Origin of the sequence: Nocardiopsis baichengensis YIM 90130 (genome assembly GCF_000341205.1) — a bacterium.
Classification (GTDB): domain Bacteria; phylum Actinomycetota; class Actinomycetes; order Streptosporangiales; family Streptosporangiaceae; genus Nocardiopsis_A; species Nocardiopsis_A halophila.
Genome location: NZ_ANAS01000023.1, coordinates 85,740 through 104,247, shown reverse-complemented (window position 1 = coordinate 104,247; position 18,508 = coordinate 85,740). Strand labels below are relative to the sequence as shown.

The window sequence follows — 18,508 nt, the reverse complement described above, 5'->3', positions numbered from 1 at the left end:
TCGGCGGCCCCGCCCCGGGTACGCGCCCCCTCCTTCTTGCCGTTGATCTCGGGAATGCCGGGGTAATACTCGCCGGTATCACCCCGACTTCCCCGAGATCGACAAGGGTGTCGATGCGGGCGGCGGGCAGTGCCCCCGGGGGGGGCGGCCGGAGCCCGGAGAATTCCGCCACCCCAGCGGACACGACCCACGACCGTCCCTGAGCGCCGACGGGCCCGGGCCGCCGGGCGCCCGCCGGCGCGGCCCCGCGCACCCGCCGTTCAGGCGCGCACCACGTAGGCCTTGGCCACCATGTCGCCCAGCCGCTGGTTGCCCTCGCTGGCCAGGATGACGATCAGCCCCACCAGCCCGTAGAAGATGCCGTCCACGATCAGCAGGATCCAGCGCAGGAAGTGCTGCATCATGGAGGCCTCCGTGCCGTCGGCGGAGACGACCCGCAGCCCCAGCATCTTCATCCCCAGCGTCTGGCCGCCGGCCTTGGCGGGCCACAGCACCCAGTAGCCGAGGTAGATGAGCACCCACAGCACGGCCACTAGGAGGACGAGGAACGCGGCCAGGCCCGGGTTGCTCGGCGAGCCGTCCGGTTCGGTCGGGGTGAACGCCAGCGGCAGGAGCACGAGCAGGGCCACGAGCGGGATGACCGTCGACAGGATGCCGTCGATGATGTACTGCACCACCCGGCGCCCGACCACGTCGGTGTCGCCCGGGACGGTGCCCGCCCCGGGGACCGGGGGCGGGCCGTACCCGCCGTACCCCTGCGGCGCCCCGTAGGCCTGCTGCCCGTAGGCCGGCGGCGCCTGCCCGCCTCCCGCGGCGTGCTGCCCGACGTAGCCGCCCTGCGGAGGCTCCTGGGCCCACTGCTGCGGCCGCTCCTGGGCGTCCGGGACGTCGGGGGCGCCGGGAGCACCGCCGGGCGGGCTCTGACCGCCCTGGTACTCCCCGCCGCCCTGGCGGTCCCGGTCCTCCCGGCCGTCCAAGCCGCCCGGGGGCGTTCCTCCCGGGGGCGGAGCGCCCTGTCCCGGGTCGCCTCCCTGCGGCGGCTGCTCCCCTCCCGGATACTGCTGTCCGTAGCTCATTGCCTCACCGTCGCTTCGCCGTCGCCCCGCCCGGGTCCGGGCGAGTCGTATCACTCAGGGCGATTCAAACACAACGGTGCGTACGGGTGCGGGATCCGCGCCGACCGGAGCCGGTGCGTCGGACCCCGGCTCCGGTCGGCGAGGACGCGGCAGGGCGGCCCGGCGGGGTTCAGGCGTCGATGCGCTCGGGGTTGAGCTCCTGGGCGCCGTCGGCGATGAACTTGCGGCGCGGCGCGACCTCGTTTCCCATGAGCAGGTCGAACACCTTCGCCGCCTCCTCGGCGTGCTCCACCCGGATCCGGCGCAGGGTGCGGTGGCGCGGGTCCATCGTGGTCTCGGCGAGCTGGTCGGCGTCCATCTCGCCCAGGCCCTTGTACCGCTGGATCGGCTCCTTCCAGCTCTTGCCCTTCTTCTCCAGCTCCAGCAGGGTGCGCTGCAGCTCGGCGTCGGAGTAGGTGTAGACGTAGCGGTCCTCAGGCCGGGCCCCGCGCTTCTTGCGCACGTTGGTCAGCTCGACCCGGTGCAGCGGCGGCACCGCCGCGTACACCCGGCCGGCCTCCAGCATCGGCCGCATGTACCGGTAGAACAGGGTCAGCAGCAGGCAGCGGATGTGCGCGCCGTCCACGTCGGCGTCGGCCATCAGGATGACCCGGCCGTAGCGGGCGGCGTCCAGGTCGAAGGTGCGCCCCGAGCCCGCGCCGATCACCTGGAGGATCGCCGCGCACTCGGCGTTCTTGAGCATGTCGCCCACCGAGGACTTCTGCACGTTGAGGATCTTGCCGCGGATCGGCAGCAGGGCCTGGAACTCCGAGTCGCGGGCGAGCTTGGCGGTGCCCAGCGCCGAGTCCCCCTCGACGATGAACAGCTCGCTGCGGTCCAGCCCCTCGCTGCGGCAGTCCACCAGCTTGGCCGGCAGGGCCGAGCTCTCCAGCGCGTTCTTGCGGCGCTGGGTCTCCCGCTGCTGGCGGGCGGCCAGGCGGGCCTTGGCCGCATTGGCGGCCTTCTCCAGCACCAGGCGGGCCTGCTGCTTCTCAGCGCGCTTCGTGGAGGACAGGAACGCCTTCAGCTCCTTGGCGACCACCTGGGAGACGATCCGCGAGGCCGCCGAGGTCCCCAGGATCTCCTTGGTCTGCCCCTCGAACTGCGGCTCGGGCAGGCGCACCGTCACCACGGCGGTCAGGCCTTCGAGGACGTCCTCCTTGGTGACGGCGTCGTCGTTGGCCTTGAGCAGCTTGGTGGCGCGCAGCTGGTCGTTGACCACCCGCACCAGGGCCCGCTCGAAGCCGGCCAGGTGGGTTCCGCCCTTGGGCGTGGCGATCACGTTGACGAAGGAGCGCACCGTGGAGTCGTAGCCGGTCCCCCAGCGGAGCGCGACGTCCACCTCGAGGGTGCGCTCCACGTCGGTGGGGGTCATGTGGCCCATCTCGTCCAGGACGGGCACGGTCTCGGTGAAGTGGCCCTCCCCCTGGAACCGCAGGACCGGGCAGATCTGCTCGTCGGGGGCGAGGAAGGAGCAGAACTCGCCGATCCCGCCGTCGAAGCGGAACTCCTCCTCGTAGGGGGGCTCGCCCTCGGTGCGCTCGTCGCGCACGGCGATGGTCAGGCCCGGGATGAGGAAGGCCGTCTGGCGCGCCCGCTCCAGCATCGCCTCGCGGGCGATGTCGGCCTCCTTGAGGAAGATCTGCCGGTCGGCCCAGAAGCGGATGCGCGTCCCGGTGACGCTCTTGGCGATCTTCTTGCCCTTGTGCAGGCCGGAGGCGGCCGAGAAGCGGGCGTCGGGGCCGGCCTCCTCGAAGGCGCCGGGAATGCCCCGGCGGAAGCTCATGGAGTGGGTGCGCCCGTCCCGGTCCACCTCCACGTCCATGCGGGCCGAGAGCGCGTTGACCACCGAGGCGCCCACGCCGTGCAGGCCGCCGGAGGCGGTGTAGGAGCCCGATCCGAACTTGCCGCCGGCGTGCAGCTTGGTCATGACCAGCTCCACACCGGACAGCCCGGACTTGGGCTCGGCGTCGACCGGGATGCCCCGGCCGTCGTCGCGCACCTCCACCGAGCCGTCGGCGTGCAGCACCACGTCGATGCGCGTGCAGAAGCCGCCGAGGGCCTCGTCGACGGAGTTGTCGATGATCTCCCACATGCAGTGGGTCAGGCCGCGGCTGTCGGTGGAGCCGATGTACATGCCGGGGCGCTTGCGGACCGCCTCCAGGCCTTCCAGTACCGAAAGATGCCGCGCGGAGTAATCCTCGGGCTCATGGACGGCGGCGGTAAGGGCGGTCACCTGGACGTCTCCTGCTTCGTCGGACAGGGCACGGGCGCCCGGGAAGGGCGTCGCGTGCGCGGGGCGCGGGCGGGCGGGGAGATCCTGTTCCCCGCGGGCGCCGGAGCTCGGGCCAGCCTATCCGCGCGCGGGGACAGCGCCGGGCCGACCGTTCTCGGACCGGCCTCCCCGACCGCGGCGGTGCGGCGGGGCGCGTGCGGGCGGCGGCGCGCGGCCGGGCCCAAGCGACATTACCACCTCTCTACCACGGCCTCCGGCCCCGCCATCGCCCGCCCCGCACGGCGTGTCGCCGGACCGCCTCCCGGCCGCCGGCCGGTCCGATTCCGCTGTCGGCGTACAGAAGACCTGGTTGGGAACGTCGAGGGCCGGTTAGATGTTGTGCTGAGTGACTAACGCCGAGCATTGAGGATGGCGAAGTGACTGGAACCCTTGCCCCCACTCAGCCGCTGACGGCCGCCGACCGCTGCGACCGTTGCGGTGCGCAGGCCTACGTCCGGGTGCTTCTCAACTCCGGCGGCGAGTTGCTGTTCTGCGCTCACCACATGCGCAAGCACGACGACGAGATCCGCAAGATCGCCGCTGAGATCCAGGACGAGACCGACCGGCTGCAGGAGACCCCGGCCACGTCCCCCGATGAGGAGCGTTAGGAACTCCCGACCTCTGGCAGACCTGAGGCGGCGGCCCGACTGGGCCGCCGCCTCGGTGTCGTTCCAGGGGCACTGCGTCTCCCGAGGCACTGCGTACCGTGTCCGCCGCGTGGGCGCGGCGAGGTTCAGTCCGGAGCGACCCGGTACCGGTAGCCGCCCGCACCAGTGAACCCGGCCCGCTCGTAGGCGCGCACGGCGGCGGTGTTGTCGGCCTCGACCACCAGGTATGCCTCCCGGGCGCCCTTGGCGTGCGCCCAGGCGAGCAGGGCGCCCATGATGCGGCCCGCACGGCCGCGTCCGCGCTCGGCGGGCGCGGTGGCCATGGTGAAGATCCCGCAGCGGCCGCCGCCGACGGTCACGCTCCCCCGCGCGACGCCGTCCGCGTCGGCCGCGTAGCCGACGACCGGCGCACGGCCCAGGATGCGCAGGACGCCCTGGGCGCGGGTCGGGCTCTCGCCGACCGAGTCCGCCACGGCGTGCCACCGCTCGTCGGGGTCGGGGAGCACGTCGACGCCCTCGGGCGGCGCAGGCCGGGCATCGAGCCGCCGGGTCATCAGGAGCGTGCTCTGCTCGGCCCGGTAGCCGCGCGCGTCGAGTTCGGCGTCGACACGGGCGATGAGGGCGTCGTCGGCCCCGGGGTCGCCGCTCCACGCCTGGATGCAGGGGGTGATGCCGCGCTCGCGGTAGAACCCCTCCATGGCCTCGATACGGGGCTCGGGCCCGACGGGCAGCGCGGAGTTGGCGCGGCGGGTGACACCGCCGTCGGCGCCCAGGCGCCACCCGTCCCGCACCTCGACCTCGTCGGCCGGCCAGTCCTCGGCCAGCCGCGCCGCCCATGTGCCGATGGTCATGCACGCTCCCAAAAGCTCTGCCGCTCCGATCCTCCGGAGGATATACTCAGGAGTGAACTGAATATACACATGGAGTGCGATCCCTCCCGGAACGGAAGGAACGGACATGACGAAGATCCTGGTCGACGTCGACGACGAGGCACTGGAGGCCGCCGCCAAGCGTTTCGGCACCACGACCAAGAAGGACACCGTGAACACCGCGCTGCGCCGCGCCAACGAAGACTACGAACGGGCGGAGGCGCTGGTGGGCCTCAAGGCTCTCGCCGATGAAGGGGGCCTTGATCTGGAACTTCTCAACGACAAGCGCAACTACCGCCGATGACCCCGGCCGTCTTCCTCATCGACACGAGCGCCCTCAACCGCCTGGTCCAGGAAGTGGCGAGCCCGGAGCTCCTCCCCTGGCGGGACGCTACGAACAAGGCCCTCATCGCGATCTCCCCGATCACAGAACTGGAGTTTCTCCACAGTGCCCGGTCAGGCAAGGACAGGATGCGGGCCGTAGCCTTCCTCAACTCCGCGCTCCTACCGGCCACACTCGACGAGGAGCACGCCCGGCGCGCCTTCGAGGTGCAGCGGCTCCTGACCGAGCACGGAGAGCACAGAAGCGCCGGCACCGTCGACCTGCTGGTGGCCGCATGCGCCGAGATCAGCGGACTGACGTTGCTGCACTACGATCGGGACTTCGAGACCATCGCGAAACACACCGGGCAGCCCACATCCTGGCTGGCGCCGCCCGGTTCGCTGTGAGAGGGAGTCCATGCTGATCCTGCTGCCCCCGTCCGAAGGAAAGGCGACCGAAGGGGACGGTCCCTCCCTGGACCTCGCCGGGCTGTCGCTGCCCGAGGTGAACGGGGTCCGGGAGGCCGTGCTGGAGTCCCTGGAGGCCCTGTGCTCCGGACCGCGGGAGCGGGCCGTGGAGGTCCTCGGCCTCTCCCCCGGCCAGGCCGCCGCCGTCGACCGGAACCTGGCCCTGCGCACGGCCCCCACCCTGCCCGCCGCACGGCTGTACACCGGCGTGCTCTACGACAACCTGCGCCTGGGCGAGCTGCTGGCCGGCCCCGCCGCCGCGCGCACCCGCGATTCGCTGCTCGTCTTCTCCGGACTGTGGGGCGCCGTGGGCGTGGACGACGCCCTGCCGCCCTACCGGCTGTCGATGGGCGTGAAGCTCCCGCCGCTGGGCGCGCTGGGCACCTACTGGCGCTCGCACCTGGCCGACCCGGTCGCCAAGCGCGCCGACGGCCGGCTCATCGTCGACTGCCGCTCCTCCTCCTACGCCGCCGCCTACAGGCCCTCGGGCGAGGCGGCCGACCGCACGGCCGCGGTCCGGATCCTGAAGGAGACGGTCGCCGGCGGCGAGGTGAAGCGCAGCGTGGTGAGCCACATGGCCAAGGCCACGCGCGGCGCGATCGCGCACACGCTGCTGCGCGAGGGGCGCGCGCCCGAGTCGCCCGCCGAGCTGGCGGAGGCCCTGAACGACCTGGGGCACACGGCCGAGCTGACCGCCCCGGCCAAGCCGGGGCGCCCTTCGACCCTGGACGTGGTCGTCCGCGACTGACGGCCGACGCTCGGCGGCCACCGGCCGACGGACGCCGGCCGCCCCGAAGAACGACGAACGGCCCTGGGAACCGGAGGTTCCCAGGGCCGTTCCGGTCCGCGCCGGCCCATCCCGCCGCATCCGTAACGAAGGCGTATCAACGCTTTATCCCGTCCATACTTCCTCTACGCGAGGATCATGAACGGCAGAGATGTTGGACCACATACGGACGTGACGAACATCCGCCCCCGCGGGGCGCACCGCGGCGCCCTGTCCCCGGGCCTCGCCACACCCGGGCCAGGGCCGCGCGGTCCGCGGCCGCTCTGCGGGGCCGACGGCATCGCGGGCGTCGGCCGGGACGACCGGCCGACGCCCGCGGCGCCGCATTCCCGAAGCCCCGTTCTTCAAGGGCCGGGCCCGAAGGCCCACGGTCCGGACGAGGTCAGTCCAGGTAGTCGCGGAGCACCTGGGACCGCGACGGGTGCCGCAGCTTGGACATCGTCTTGCTCTCTATCTGGCGGATCCGCTCGCGGGTCACGCCGTAGACCTTGCCGATCTCGTCGAGGGTCTTGGGCTGGCCGTCGGTCAGGCCGAACCGCATGGAGACCACGCCCGCCTCGCGCTCGGACAGGGTGTCGAGCACCGAGTGCAGCTGCTCCTGGAGCAGGGTGAAGCTGACCGCCTCGCCCGGCTGGATCGCCTCGGAGTCCTCGATGAGGTCGCCGAACTCGCTGTCGCCGTCCTCGCCCAGCGGGGTGTGCAGGGAGATCGGCTCGCGGCCGTACTTCTGCACCTCCACGACCTTCTCCGGGGTCATGTCGAGCTCCTTGGCGAGCTCCTCCGGAGTGGGTTCGCGGCCCAGGTCCTGCAGCATCTGGCGCTGCACCCGGGCGAGCTTGTTGATGACCTCCACCATGTGCACCGGGATGCGGATGGTCCGCGCCTGGTCGGCCATCGCACGCGTGATGGCCTGGCGGATCCACCAGGTGGCGTAGGTGGAGAACTTGAAGCCCTTGGTGTAGTCGAACTTCTCGACCGCGCGGATCAGACCGAGGTTGCCCTCCTGGATCAGGTCCAGGAAGAGCATGCCGCGGCCGGTGTAGCGCTTGGCCAGCGAGACGACGAGCCGGAGGTTGGCCTCCAGCAGGTGCTTCTTGGCGCGGGCGCCGTCGTCGGCGATCCACTCCAGCTCGTCGAGGAACTCGTCGCCCAGGATGTGGCGCTCCTCGGCGAGCTTCTCCTCGGCGAACAGGCCGGCCTCGATCCGCTTGGCGAGCTCGACCTCCTGCTCGGCGTTGAGCAGCGCCACGTTGCCGATCTGCTTGAGGTAGTCCTTGACCGGGTCGGCGGTGGCGCCGGCCGCCACCACCTGCGCGGCGGGGGCGTCGTCGTCATCGTCGTACAGGACGAAGGCCTCGTCCTCGGAGGTGTTGGCCGCGGCCTTCTCCGGGATGCCGACGATCTCGGGCTTGCCGGCGGTGCCGGCCACCGGCCCGCCGACCGGCTCGGGCTTGTCCTCGGTGTCCTCGACCAGCTCCAGCTCGGCGCCGGTGTCCTCGACCTCCTCGGAGTCGGCGACCTCCAGGTCGAGGTCGTCGCCCTCCTCGGCCACCTCCAGCGCGGGCTCGTCCTTCTTCTTGGCGCCGCCCTTGGCCGCCGCCTTCTTGGTGCCGGCGGAGGCCTTGGCCTCGGACTTGGCCTCCGACTTGGCCGCGGTCTTCTTGGCCGCCGCCTTCTTCGCCGGAGCGGCCGGCGCCGCCGGGGCCTCCTCGGCCGCGGCCGCGCGCTTGCGCGGAGCGGCCGCGGGCTCGTCCTCGTCCGCGCCGGAGTCCACGACCGCGGTCACCATCTCGGGCTGCTCCTGGGCCGCGGCGGCCCGCCGCGGGGCGCGGGAGGCCGAGCCGGTGGAGCCGGAGGAGGAGGCCGAGGCGGAACCGGAGGACTCGGAGGACTCCGAGGCCGACGACGAGGAGGACCGGGTGGTCGACTTCTTCGGGGCCGCGTTCTTACGGCGCGCGGAGCGGCGGCGCGAGGGCGCGGACTCCTCGGCACCGACGACGAGGGTCACGCCCTCCTTGGTCAGGCTGCGCAGCACGGCCTGGGCCTGGGACATCGGAATGTCGGCCTCTTCGAAGGCACGGCGCACGTCCTCGGGCTCAAGGTACCCCTGGGACCGCCCACGCTCGATCAGCTGCTGGATGACGGGCTCTTGCAGCGACTCCGGCTGTTTAGAGCGGGTCGAACTGGCAGGTGACACAAACACCTCTCGAACGGACGTGTGGCGAGATTGCTGGACCCGGCGGTCCGAAGACCTGTGGGAGGCGGAGCCACCGCCTCCCGGCTGTTGCCCGGGATCGTCCCCGCCCGCGAGGCGGGGTTGCCGATTCCCTTTCAGCGTATGCGCCCTCTCTAGCGTTTGGGCCCATCCGCCCAGTAGGATTTTTCTCCGCGGCCGCACGGATGCGGTCCCACTGTCGGGTCCTGACCCCACCCCCCGCGTGCGCGGGGATGATGGCTCCTTCACCCTAGTCGGGCGAAGTGTTGGACTTGTCTACTCCTCCGGCGCGGCCTCGATCACCGGGAGGTGGACGGCGAGCAGCGTGACGTCGTCGTCCTGCTCATACCCTGCGAGCATGCCCTCCACAAGGTACTGGAGCATGTGCTGTGGATCGCCCACCACCTCCGGCGGCGCCTGAGACGCTACGGTGACCAATTCTTCCAGCCCGGACGCGACCGACCGCCTCCGGTTCTCAACAAGTCCATCGGAGTAGAGCACCACGGTGTTACCGGGTTGGACGAAAAACTTGTGATGGCCCCGCTCGGCCCGCACGCCCAGGGGCGTGTCCGGCTCCGTCTCCAGCAGCCACGGCTCGGTGCTCTCGGTGACCACCAGCGGCGGCAGGTGCCCGGCGTTGCTCAGGTCGATCTGCCCGGTCTCGGGGTCCAGGACGAAGTACACCAGCGTGGTCACCTGGTCGGCGCCCTCGGTGGCGTCGAACATCCGGTCCAGGCCGGTGAGCACGTCGGCCGGCTCGGGCATGCTGAAGGCCAGCGCCCGCAGCGCGTTGCGCACCCGGCTCATCCCGGTGGCGGCCTTGATGCCCTTGCCCATGACGTCGCCCAGCACCCCGGCCACCCGGCCGTCGGGCAGCGGGAAGGCGTCGTACCAGTCCCCGCCGACCTGCACGTGCTGGGTGCCCGACCGGTAGAAGGCGCGCATCCGCACGCCCTGCACCTCGGGCAGGGCCTCGGGCAGCAGGCTGGCCTGCAGCGCCTCGGCGGTGCGGTGCTCGCGCTCGAAGAGCTTGGCCCGCTCCAGCGCCAGGGCGCACTGGCCCGCCAGGGCCTCCAGGAACACCTTCTCCTCGTCGGGGACCTCGCGCGCGGCGGCGTAGGAGAATCCCAGGGCACCGATCGGCTTGCCACCGCTGAGCAGCGGGAGCGCCGCCCAGGCGCGCTCGCCCGGGGCGGGCTCGGCGCCGGCGGCCTCGTGCTCTTCCTCCTCCAGCAGCGCGCGCAGCTCCGCGGGGCCGCCGGCGAAGCGCGGTCGCAGGTCGCGCACGGTCAGCCCCATCAGGGCGTCCTTGCCCGCGCCGACCGGGCGGCCGCGCTCGGGGACCCCGGACGCGCCGATCACCCGCAGCCGGGTGCCCCCGTCGTCGAGCTCGGCGACGCCGGTGCGGTCGGCGCCCACCGCGGAGCGCCCGATCTCGGCCATGGCCTGCACCACCTCGGCGACGGTGAGCGCCTCGGCCAGGTCGGCGGTGGCCTTCTGCAGGCGCACCGTGCGCAGCGCCGCCTCGCCCAGCTGCTGGGTGAGGCGCTGGCGCATCTCGTCGCCCTCGTGCTGGGTGGTGACGTCGGTGTTGTGGCCGACCCACTCCGAGACGGTCTCGCCGTTGATCAGCAGCGCGCGGGAGCGGAAGTGGCGGTGGTCCCCGGACCGGGTGCGCACCCGGAAGGTCTCGTCGAACAGGGTGCGGTCGGCCACCGCGTCGTCCCAGGCGCGCTCCACCCGCGGGCGGTCGTCGGGGTGGACCGCCTCCAGCCAGCCCCGGCCCACGTACTCCTCCAGGGACTGGCCGGTGACCGCGCGCCACTCGGGACAGTCCTCGGTGACCTCGCCGTCGGTGCGCGCGGTCCACACCACCTGGTTGGTGGCGGCCAGCAGCGCCCGGTACCGCTCCTCGGTGCGCCGGCGCACGTTCTTCTCACCCAGGTCGACGGCGATCAGCGCGACGCCGTCGGTGTCCCCGGCGCCGTCGTGCACCGGGAACCAGGACAGCGCCCAGTGCCCGTCGCCGTCGCCGGCCGCCGGGAACCGGTGCTCGCTGCACAGGTCGCGGTCGCCGGTCAGCACCGCCGCCAGGGCGGTCTCGTGCGCGGCGGCGTCGGCCGGGCCGAGCGCGTCGGCGGGGCGCAGCCCCAGGCACTCCTCCTCGGCCACGCCGTAGACGGCGGCCAGGGTCGGGTTGACGCGCTGGAAGCGGCAGGCGGCGTCGAACAGGGCGAAGCCGATGGGGGCTTCCTTGAGGATCGTGTCCAGCAGCGCCGAGTCCGAGGGGCCGAGTCCGGACATGCGAGGGAGCGGAACGGACGTCTCGGTGCTCACCAGTGACACCTCCGGGGGTCCTTCCCCCGTTGGACGGGGGCTCGCGCGCGCGAGCGCCGGAAAACACGTGCTCATCTTCTCCGGCCGTGCCGTTCTCGGTGGCGGACGGAGCGGGCGGCCCCGCCCGTGGGCGGTGCGGCGCGGTCGCCACCACCGCCACAGCATAGGCCACATCACGGCGGCGGGGCCGGGTCGCGGTGGAAACTCGGGGGTGACGGCAGAGGACAGATGATACGTCGTCCCTCGTCCCCGCGCCTTCCCCCGCGGCCTTTTCGGACTCCCTTTTTCCGCCACGCCGCGGTCGGTGCCGTGCGCCGCACGGCCCCCGGCCCCTACCGTGGTCCCGACCGCCATGCCCGAAACCTCGTTCCGGCGCCCGAGCCCCGGGGGCCCCAGGGGTTCGCCCAAGGGGCTTAAAGCCTGGGCAAGGTCTGCCCTGACGGGTCTTGACACTCCCTCACGCGCGGATGAAATGGATGGTGGTCACCGTCCGACCACCGCCGGCGAGAGGCGTGAGCGAGGATGCTCCAGACTTTTCCCGCGACCGGGCTGCAACAGGTCGCCCGGCGCCTGAACGACGAGTTCGGCTCCCTGTCCCCGAGATTCGTGGAGCGCTGTGTCTGCGACGCCTGGAACTGCGCCGAGCACCTCGGCTTCCAGGCGACCCCGGTCCTGGTGGAGCGGGTCGCGCGTGAGCGGCTTCAGGCCATGGTGATGTCCCAGCCCCCGTCGGGCCGGCTCGCGCCGCCGCGCCTGCCCGACCACGACACCTTCGGCTGAACCGGCCGCGGCGCCCGAGGACGGGCGCCGCCCCGGTCCGGCACGGCGGAGCGCTCCGGCGCACCGCCGCCCGGCGGACGGCGCCGCCGTCCGCCGCGCGAGGCGCCTCGCCCGGTCCTGTCCATCGTCGGCGTGCCGCGGTGACACGTGCCCTAGGCTCGGTCAGGTGTCCGTACCTCCCCTTCCCCCGGGTTCCGGCGCCGCACCGGAGCCCGTCTTCGACGAGATGCTGCGGGTGGCCCGCGCCCTGTTGGCGATGCGCGACCCGCTCGACGCCGAGCTCGCGCTGAGCCGGATGCTGGGCGCCTGGTGGGGCCGGAGCATGCCGGGGATGAGCGGGGAGGACGTCGAGCGCCACCTGGGCGAGGGGCTGATCGCCCGCGCCGCCGCCTCGCAGAGCCCGGCCGGGCTGGTCCTGCTCTCGGGGATCGCCGCGCTGGGCCCCACCGAGCACCGCAGGGAGCTGGCCCGCCAGGGGGCGCTGGCCCTGGCCGAACAGGGGATGGCGCTGCCGGCGTGGGTGCGGGAGCTGGGCGCGGCCCGGCCGGTGGCGGCCTACCGCTCCGGGGACCGGTTCGGCGACGTCGACGAGCTGGTGTGCACCTTCCGGCGCGCGGACGGCGGGGAGGCCCCGGAGGACGGGGCGCCGGGGGCGCCCGCGGAGGAGCCCGACGAGGCGGAGGCCACCCACGCGCTGATCGCCGTCGTGGACCACAACGCCGGCGGGGTGCTGCGGGACGCCTGGGTGACGAGCAAGGTGGGCCGGCTGCTGGAGCACGCCCGCGCCGCGGCCGGGAGCGACCCGATGGCGGTGTTCGCCCGCATCGCCCCGGGCCGGGCGCGCACCCTGCTGGAGGCGGCGATGCGGCGTACGGACCGGGTGGTCGCGGGCGGCGGCACGCGGCCCGCGCGGCTCACCGCCGCGCGCCGCGACGACCTGCTCGGCGGGTCGCTCAGCTCGGTGCACGCGCTGCTGCGGTCGCGGATGCGGGCGCTGCCCCGGGAGGGGCGCCCCACCCGGGAGCCGGTGTGGCGGCGCGACGACCGGGCGGTGCTGGCGGCGCGCTTCCTGGCCTCGGAGACCGCCGCCGAGCTGTCGGACTCCTACGCCGCCAGCCGCTGCGTGGACCACATCATCGCCTACGGGTGCGACGTGGACGGCGGGCGGCCGCTGCGGGTGAGCCCGCGCAAGGTGGAGGCGTTCCTGCTGACGTGGCTGCCGCGGCGGGTGGTCCTGCTGCGCGAGGAGCGCGAGGCGATGCCGCACGTGCTGGGCGCCTGGATCCGGTGGGCCGGGCCGCGCTGGGGGCTGCCCGAGCCGGCGGTGGGCGCGTCCCTGGACGCGCTGTGGGAGGCGATCGAGCCGTTCACCGAGACCTACCGGGACCCGGCCGAGGCGCTGGGGCTGGGCCGCAGCGAGGTGCGCCGGCTGCTCCCGGACGGGGACCTGGAGGCGCTGCCGCGGCGCATGTTCGCGTTCCCGCTGCTGGCGGGGGACCTGCTGGACGATGCGGACGGCGCGTTCGACCCCTCGACGCCCGAGGGGCGCCGGGCGCTGCTGAAGCTGGACCACTTCGGCGAGATCGACGACCCGGCCGGGCGGCCGCGGGGCCGCCACTCGGTCGACGGGGGACGTGCCGGGACGCGCCGCCGCTCCTCGTGCGGGGACGGACCCGCTCCGGACCCGACCGGCTCCGCCCGCTCCGGGACCAGGCGCGCCGAGCCCTCCCGGTCCGCGGACCGGGAGGCGGACCGGACGGTGGGCGAGGCCGAGCTGGCGGCGCACGAACGCCTGGCCGAGCGCCTGTGGGACGGGGACCCGCCCGAGCTGTGGGCCGCCGCGCAGCGCCTGCTGGACCGCGGCGTCAGCCGCCCGGAGGTGCTGCGCGCCCTGATGGGCGCCTTGGAGGGAGCCGACCGTTCGACCGCCCCGGACGCCCTGGTCACACGCCTGAACGAGCTGTAGTCGGTCCCGCCGGCGCTCTCCGGCGGCGACGACGGACGGCAGCGGCGGCACCGGTGGCGGGTCGCGTCCGCTGGAGTGGTGCCGTTCACGTCCGAGCGGGTCAGCACCATCGCCCCGGCTCCGAACGGGGGCCCGTCCCTCCTTCGGAGTCCCGACCGAAGCCCCGCCCGTCGGCAGAGGTCGTATCCGTCGGAGTGGTGTCACTTCCGGCGGGCCATCGCCGCGGCCGCCAGGCGGCCGAAAGCCGCCCGCCGAGGGCCGCCATGGTCGCCGAGGGTCACCCACCCCAGCGGACGCCTTCTTCCGGGGTGCCCAAAGGTTCGCCGCCCCCGGGGGCACTGCCCGCCGCCCGCATCGACACCCCCGTTGATCTCGGGGAAGTCGGGGGGATACCGGCGAGTATTACCCCGACTCTCCCGAGATCAACGGCGAGGAGGGGGCGCGCACCCGGGGCGGGGCCGCCGATCACGCCGCAGCGGTCGCACCGCTCACAAGGACGCGGCCGACAGTTCCACCACCCCAGCGGACACGACCGGGCTCGGCCTCCCGACGCCTCGGGACTGCGAGACCGCCGCCCCGGTTCCTTCGGGGACGTCGGGGGACCGCTCAGCCTTCCAGGAGGCGGTCGCGCAGGGTCCCGACCAGGTCCGGCGACACCTTCAGCCCCTCGGAGACATAGGCGTCGAAGGAGCCGTAGACGCGCTCCACCTGGGCGAATGCCTCGGCCAGGTACTCCTCGCGGACCTCGATGATCGGCTCCAGGAGGTCGCCGTCGACGCCGTTGCGCTCGGCCTGGCGCCGCATCCCCCGACGCAGCCGGCCCATCCGCGGGTTGCTGGCCAGGTAGTCCTCGAACACGGTGTCGCGGTCAACGCCGAGCAGGCTCAGCAGCAGCGCCGCGCCCCAGCCGGTGCGGTCCTTGCCGGCGGTGCAGTGGAACACCGCGGCGGTCGGGCCCGTGGCGGCGCGCCGGACCAGCTCCGCGTACGCGGTGTTGGCGTCCTGCTCGGTCACCAGGACCCGGTTGACCTCCATCATGAACGCGGCCGCTCCCCCGCCGCCCAGCGCCTCCGCGGCGGCACGGGGGTCGGTGAGCAGGCGCTCCAGGTTGCCGCCGGTGGCGTGGTCGCCCTGCACGTCGAGCACGGCGTACTCGGCGCCGTCGGGGAGCCGGTCGGGCTCGGCCGTGCGCTCGTAGGCGGTGCGCAGGTCCAGCACCTGGCGCAGCCCGAAGCGGGACAGGGCGGCGAGGTCGCCGTCGTCCACCCGGGCCAGGGCGTCGGCGCGGAACACCAGGCCGCGGCGCACGGTGGCACCGCCGGAGGTGCGGTACCCGCCGATGTCGCGGAAGTTGGGGAGGGTGGCGAGGGCGGCATCGTTCGTCATCGCGGCCGAGCCTACCTTCCGGTCTGTCGGCCCCTTCCCGCAGGGGCCGTGCACCCGTTCCGCCCCGCGGCCGGGCGCACCCGGGCCGACAGCCGGGCGACCGGGAGAACCGGGACGCCGACCAGGCCGGCGGGCCGACGCCGCCCTTCAGGCCCGCTCGGCGAGCAGCCCGGGGATCTGCTCGCTCGCCTCCTTCACGTCCTTGACGGTGTCGACGCCGCGCCAGAACCCGTCGATCCTGTACCCGGCCAGGCGCTTCTCCTCGGCCAGGCGGGGGAAGGTGGTCGACTCGTGGTCGCCCTTGACCGGGAGCAGCCCGGTGGCGGCCGCCTCGAAGATGTACACCCCGGCGTTGATCCAGAACGGGAGCATCGGGCTCTGCGTGAAGCCCCCGATGGTCCCGGCGTCGTCCACCTCCACGATGCCCCAGCTGGTCTGGTACTGGGCCAGGGCCAGGCTGGCGGTGGCGCCCTTGGCCCGGTGGAAGGCGGTGAACTCGTCCAGCGGGAACCAGGTGAGCACGTCCCCGTTGAGCGCGAAGTACGGAGCCTGTCCGTCGCGCAGCCCGGTGGCGGCGTAGCGCAGCGCCCCGCCGCGGCCCAGGGGCTCGTCCTCCACCAGCAGGGTGACCTCCGGTGCGTCGGTGCGCGCGGCCAGGTGCTCGCGCAGCACCTCGGCCTTGTAGCCGCAGGAGACCACCACGTGCTCGACCCCGTGCCCGGCCAGCCACTCCAGCTGGTAGTCGATGATGGGCCGGTCGGCGACCTCGACCATCGCCTTGGGCCGGGTGTCGGTGTACGGGCGCAGGCGCGTGGCCTGGCCCCCCGCGAGGATGACGGCTTCCCGGATCGGGGCGCTGGGTGCGTTCATGGAGCGGACCCTAGCAGGGGCGGCCCCGGCGCCGCCGGGGCCGCGTCAGCGCTGGGTGATCTCGGCGTAGGCCGAGCGCAGGTCGGCACTGGTCACCCGGGTGAGCTCCTCGGCGGTGGCGGCCTCGCCCAGCTCCTCGGCGACCCGCAGGTCCCGGTGCGAGCAGGCCTTCTCGTAGAGCGAGCGGGCGAAGCGGCCGTTGCCCAGCTCGTCGATCCACCCCTCCTCGCACACGTACCCGAAGATGCTGCGCAGGTCCTCGCGGGCGTCGGCGTCGAAGGCGTCGCCGGTGCGGGCGGCCACGGCGTCGGCGATCGCCGACAACTCGTCGGGGGTGTAGCTGGGAAAGCCCACCCGGACGTTGAAGCGCGACCCCAGCCCGGCGTTGCTGGCCAGGAAGCGGTCCATGTCCTTCGGGTACCCGGCGAGCACGATCACCAGGCGCGCCCGGTCGTCCTCGGCGCGCTTGAGCAGGGTCTGGACGGCCTCGGCCCCGAACGCGTCGCCGCCGCTGTAGCCCGGGTTGGCCAGGGCGTAGGCCTCGTCGACGAACAGCACCCCGCCCAGGGCCCGGTCGACGAGCTTGTTGGTCTTGATGGCCGTGGCGCCCAGGTGCTCGCCGACCAGGTCCGAGCGCTGGGCCTCGACCACTTCGGCGCGGGTGAGCAGGCCCAGCGCGGCGAACACCCGGCCCAGCACGCGGGCGACGCTGGTCTTGCCGGTACCGGGCGGGCCGGAGAAGACGAAGTGCCGCATGGGCGGCTGGGTGGGCAGCCCCTGCTCCTCGCGCAGGCGCACCACCCGCAGCTGGGCGGCGATCGAGCGCACCTGGCGCTTGACCGGCTCCAGGCCGATCATCTCGTCCAGCTCGGCCAGCGCGCCCTCCAGGTCGGGGGCCTCGCCGAAGCCGGGCAGGCGGCCGGTGAGCTCCTCGTAGGCGGCCGCGATGTCGGGCTCGCGCACGGTCACCAGGTCGTCCGGGCCGGGGGTGTCGCCGGCGCCGGAGGTGACCACCCGCACGTCGCGGGCCTCGGCGGCCTTCTCCACCAGGGAGCGGGCGAAGCGGCCGTTGCCGAGCTCGTCCACGGCCCCGCGCTGCTCGACCTCCTCAAGGCGGCGCCGGAGCCCGGGCAGCGCGTCGGCGTCGAGCAGGTCGCCGCGGGCGGAGAACAGGTGCTCGCAGATGCGGCGCAGCTCCTCGCAGGTGTAGCTGGGGAAGGTGACACGGGTGGAGAAGCGCGAGGCCAGCCCGGGGTTGGAGGCCAGCAGGCGGTCCATCTCCTCCTCGTATCCGGCCAGGATCACCACCAGCCGGTCGCGGTCGTCCTCGGCCCGCTTGAGCAGGGTCTGCACGGCCTCGCTGCCGAACCGGTCGGGCTGCCCGTCGCCCTCGTTGACCAGGGAGTAGGCCTCGTCGATGAAGAGCACCCCGCCCAGGGCGCTGTCCACCAGGGCGTTGGTCTTGATCGCGGTGGCGCCCAGGTACTCGCCGACCAGGTCGGCGCGCTGGGCCTCGACCACCCGGGCGGTGGGCAGAAGCCCGAAGGAGTGGAACACGGTGGCCAGGGTGCGCGCGACGCTGGTCTTGCCGGTGCCGGGCGGGCCGGAGAAGACCAGGTGGCGCAGGGGCCGGTCGACGGCGTACCCGGCGTCGGCGCGCAGCCGGGCGGCCTCGATGGAGGCGGCGATCGCCCGCACCTGCTGCTTGACCGGGTCCAGGCCGATCATGTTCTCCAGGCGGGCCAGGGCCTGGTCGACCGGGATCGGCTCGTCGGTGTCGCCCCCGGCCCCGTCGCCGCCCGCGGCGGGCCGGCCGCCGGCGCGCACCCGCGGCTGCGCGCCCCCCTGCCCGGTGGGGGCTCCGCCGCCCCGTCCCCCGCCTGCGGGGGGGCCGCCGCCGACCTGCACCATGCCGCGGCGCAGCCGGTAGGCGGCCACCGCCCGCCAGACCAGGGCGGCGCCGGCCGCGCAGGCGGCGGTGAGCGGGCCGAGCGCGGGCGGGGCGCCTCCGGCGATCATCCCGGCCAGCCCGGTGCCCATGCCCGCGATGAGCGCGACGAGCAGCGCGAGAAGGGTGGTGTGCCAGGCGGGGAACTCGCGGATGCGGGAGGCGGCCAGGGAGACCAGCAGGGGGATGAGCGGCAGCAGGAGCAGGACCGACCGGTCGGCGACGGGGATGGGGATCTGCAGGAGTAAGAAGGCCAGGACGAGCCAGGCCACGCAGACCAGGGTGGTGGCCAGCGCGTCGGTGGAGTGCATGAGGGCGGCGACCACCGCCAGAAGGGTCACGGCCGCGGCGACCGCGGTCAGGACCGGGACGCCCGCGATGAAGGCGGCGACCGCGGCCACGGTCACCGTGGCCAGGGCGGCGACCAGCCGGGTCTTGGGCGGGCGGGCGCGGTAGGCGGCCCGGGCGCGCTCCAGTGCGGAGCCCGCCGTCCCCGTGCGGGCCGAGCGGGACCGGTCTTCGCGCGGCATACCCGTGCCTCCCTCATCCCGTCGCCTCCGCGG

Annotated in this window: 14 protein-coding genes; 6 read left to right on the top strand and 8 right to left on the bottom strand. The window is 73.8% G+C overall.

The features are described from left to right. Positions 1-260: 260 nt before the first annotated feature. Positions 261-1,076 carry an RDD family protein gene (locus C892_RS0119515; RefSeq protein WP_239647450.1) on the bottom strand — a complete coding sequence of 272 codons (816 nt, stop codon included), beginning with the start codon at positions 1,074-1,076 and terminating at the stop codon, positions 261-263. 169 nt (positions 1,077-1,245) lie between these two features. Next, positions 1,246-3,351 carry a DNA gyrase/topoisomerase IV subunit B gene (locus tag C892_RS0119510; RefSeq protein WP_017558539.1) on the bottom strand — a complete coding sequence of 702 codons (2,106 nt, stop codon included), beginning with the start codon at positions 3,349-3,351 and terminating at the stop codon, positions 1,246-1,248. A gap of 416 nt (positions 3,352-3,767) precedes the next feature. Here C892_RS0119510 and C892_RS0119505 point away from each other — a divergent pair, with 416 nt between their 5' ends. After that, a complete protein-coding gene (locus C892_RS0119505) occupies positions 3,768-3,998 on the top strand; it encodes a DUF7455 domain-containing protein (protein WP_017539320.1) in 231 nt (76 codons plus the stop codon). A 125-nt stretch (positions 3,999-4,123) separates the two neighbouring features. Here C892_RS0119505 and C892_RS0119500 read toward each other — a convergent pair whose 3' ends face one another. Further along, the gene (locus C892_RS0119500) at positions 4,124-4,849 is read right to left on the bottom strand and encodes a GNAT family N-acetyltransferase (protein WP_017558538.1); all 726 of its coding nucleotides are present in this window, start codon (positions 4,847-4,849) and stop codon (positions 4,124-4,126) included. 106 nt (positions 4,850-4,955) lie between these two features. Between C892_RS0119500 and C892_RS0119495 the strand changes: the two genes are divergently transcribed. The 3 genes from C892_RS0119495 to yaaA are packed head-to-tail and all read left to right on the top strand — an operon-like array spanning position 4,956 to position 6,404. Next, positions 4,956-5,171, top strand: a complete 216-nt coding sequence (locus tag C892_RS0119495) for a type II toxin-antitoxin system VapB family antitoxin (protein ID WP_017539318.1) — start codon at positions 4,956-4,958, stop codon at positions 5,169-5,171. Next, complete coding sequence (locus C892_RS0119490; RefSeq protein WP_017539317.1) at positions 5,168-5,596, top strand: PIN domain nuclease; 429 nt, start codon at positions 5,168-5,170, stop codon at positions 5,594-5,596. The genes C892_RS0119495 and C892_RS0119490 overlap by 4 nt, the downstream gene beginning before the upstream one ends. Positions 5,597-5,606: 10 nt before the next feature. After that, positions 5,607-6,404, top strand: coding sequence for a peroxide stress protein YaaA (yaaA, locus tag C892_RS0119485; protein WP_017558537.1), 798 nt, complete (start codon positions 5,607-5,609; stop codon positions 6,402-6,404). Positions 6,405-6,825: 421 nt separating this feature from the next. Here the strand turns inward: yaaA and C892_RS0119480 are convergent, their stop codons facing one another. Both C892_RS0119480 and C892_RS0119475 read right to left on the bottom strand, forming a co-directional pair. Continuing rightward, entirely contained in the window at positions 6,826-8,583 is a 1,758-nt protein-coding gene (locus C892_RS0119480) for an RNA polymerase sigma factor (protein ID WP_239647453.1), read from the bottom strand. A 351-nt stretch (positions 8,584-8,934) separates the two neighbouring features. After that, entirely contained in the window at positions 8,935-10,962 is a 2,028-nt protein-coding gene (locus tag C892_RS0119475) for a SpoIIE family protein phosphatase (protein ID WP_193374793.1), read from the bottom strand. Positions 10,963-11,517: 555 nt separating this feature from the next. On the opposite strand from C892_RS0119475, the gene C892_RS0119470 reads away from it, so the two are divergent. Beyond that, positions 11,518-11,775: a hypothetical protein gene (locus tag C892_RS0119470; protein WP_017539313.1), complete on the top strand. Its 258-nt coding sequence runs from the start codon at positions 11,518-11,520 to the stop codon at positions 11,773-11,775. 226 nt (positions 11,776-12,001) lie between these two features. Beyond that, entirely contained in the window at positions 12,002-13,741 is a 1,740-nt protein-coding gene (locus tag C892_RS0119465) for a hypothetical protein (protein WP_017558534.1), read from the top strand. A 606-nt stretch (positions 13,742-14,347) separates the two neighbouring features. Here C892_RS0119465 and C892_RS0119460 read toward each other — a convergent pair. From C892_RS0119460 to C892_RS0119450, 3 genes are all read right to left on the bottom strand, one after another. Further along, positions 14,348-15,127: a tyrosine-protein phosphatase gene (locus C892_RS0119460; RefSeq protein ID WP_017539311.1), complete on the bottom strand. Its 780-nt coding sequence runs from the start codon at positions 15,125-15,127 to the stop codon at positions 14,348-14,350. A 147-nt stretch (positions 15,128-15,274) separates the two neighbouring features. Further along, complete coding sequence (locus C892_RS0119455; protein WP_017558533.1) at positions 15,275-15,997, bottom strand: nucleotidyltransferase family protein; 723 nt, start codon at positions 15,995-15,997, stop codon at positions 15,275-15,277. A gap of 45 nt (positions 15,998-16,042) precedes the next feature. Then, positions 16,043-18,475 carry an AAA family ATPase gene (locus C892_RS0119450; protein WP_026124492.1) on the bottom strand — a complete coding sequence of 811 codons (2,433 nt, stop codon included), beginning with the start codon at positions 18,473-18,475 and terminating at the stop codon, positions 16,043-16,045. Between the last annotated feature and the right edge of the window lie 33 nt (positions 18,476-18,508).

Bases quoted from the DNA above. Each gene is read 5' to 3' on its own strand.
- C892_RS0119515 (WP_239647450.1), bottom strand. From the start codon at position 1,076: ATGAGCTACGGACAGCAGTATCCGGGAGGGGAGCAGCCGCCGCAGGGA.
- C892_RS0119500 (WP_017558538.1), bottom strand. From the start codon at position 4,849: ATGACCATCGGCACATGGGCGGCGCGGCTGGCCGAGGACTGGCCGGCC.
- C892_RS0119495 (WP_017539318.1), top strand. From the start codon at position 4,956: ATGACGAAGATCCTGGTCGACGTCGACGACGAGGCACTGGAGGCCGCC.
- C892_RS0119490 (WP_017539317.1), top strand. From the start codon at position 5,168: ATGACCCCGGCCGTCTTCCTCATCGACACGAGCGCCCTCAACCGCCTG.
- yaaA (WP_017558537.1), top strand. From the start codon at position 5,607: ATGCTGATCCTGCTGCCCCCGTCCGAAGGAAAGGCGACCGAAGGGGAC.
- C892_RS0119475 (WP_193374793.1), bottom strand. From the start codon at position 10,962: ATGTCCGGACTCGGCCCCTCGGACTCGGCGCTGCTGGACACGATCCTC.
- C892_RS0119470 (WP_017539313.1), top strand. From the start codon at position 11,518: ATGCTCCAGACTTTTCCCGCGACCGGGCTGCAACAGGTCGCCCGGCGC.
- C892_RS0119465 (WP_017558534.1), top strand. From the start codon at position 12,002: ATGCTGCGGGTGGCCCGCGCCCTGTTGGCGATGCGCGACCCGCTCGAC.
- C892_RS0119460 (WP_017539311.1), bottom strand. From the start codon at position 15,127: ATGACGAACGATGCCGCCCTCGCCACCCTCCCCAACTTCCGCGACATC.
- C892_RS0119455 (WP_017558533.1), bottom strand. From the start codon at position 15,997: ATGAACGCACCCAGCGCCCCGATCCGGGAAGCCGTCATCCTCGCGGGG.
- C892_RS0119450 (WP_026124492.1), bottom strand. From the start codon at position 18,475: ATGCCGCGCGAAGACCGGTCCCGCTCGGCCCGCACGGGGACGGCGGGC.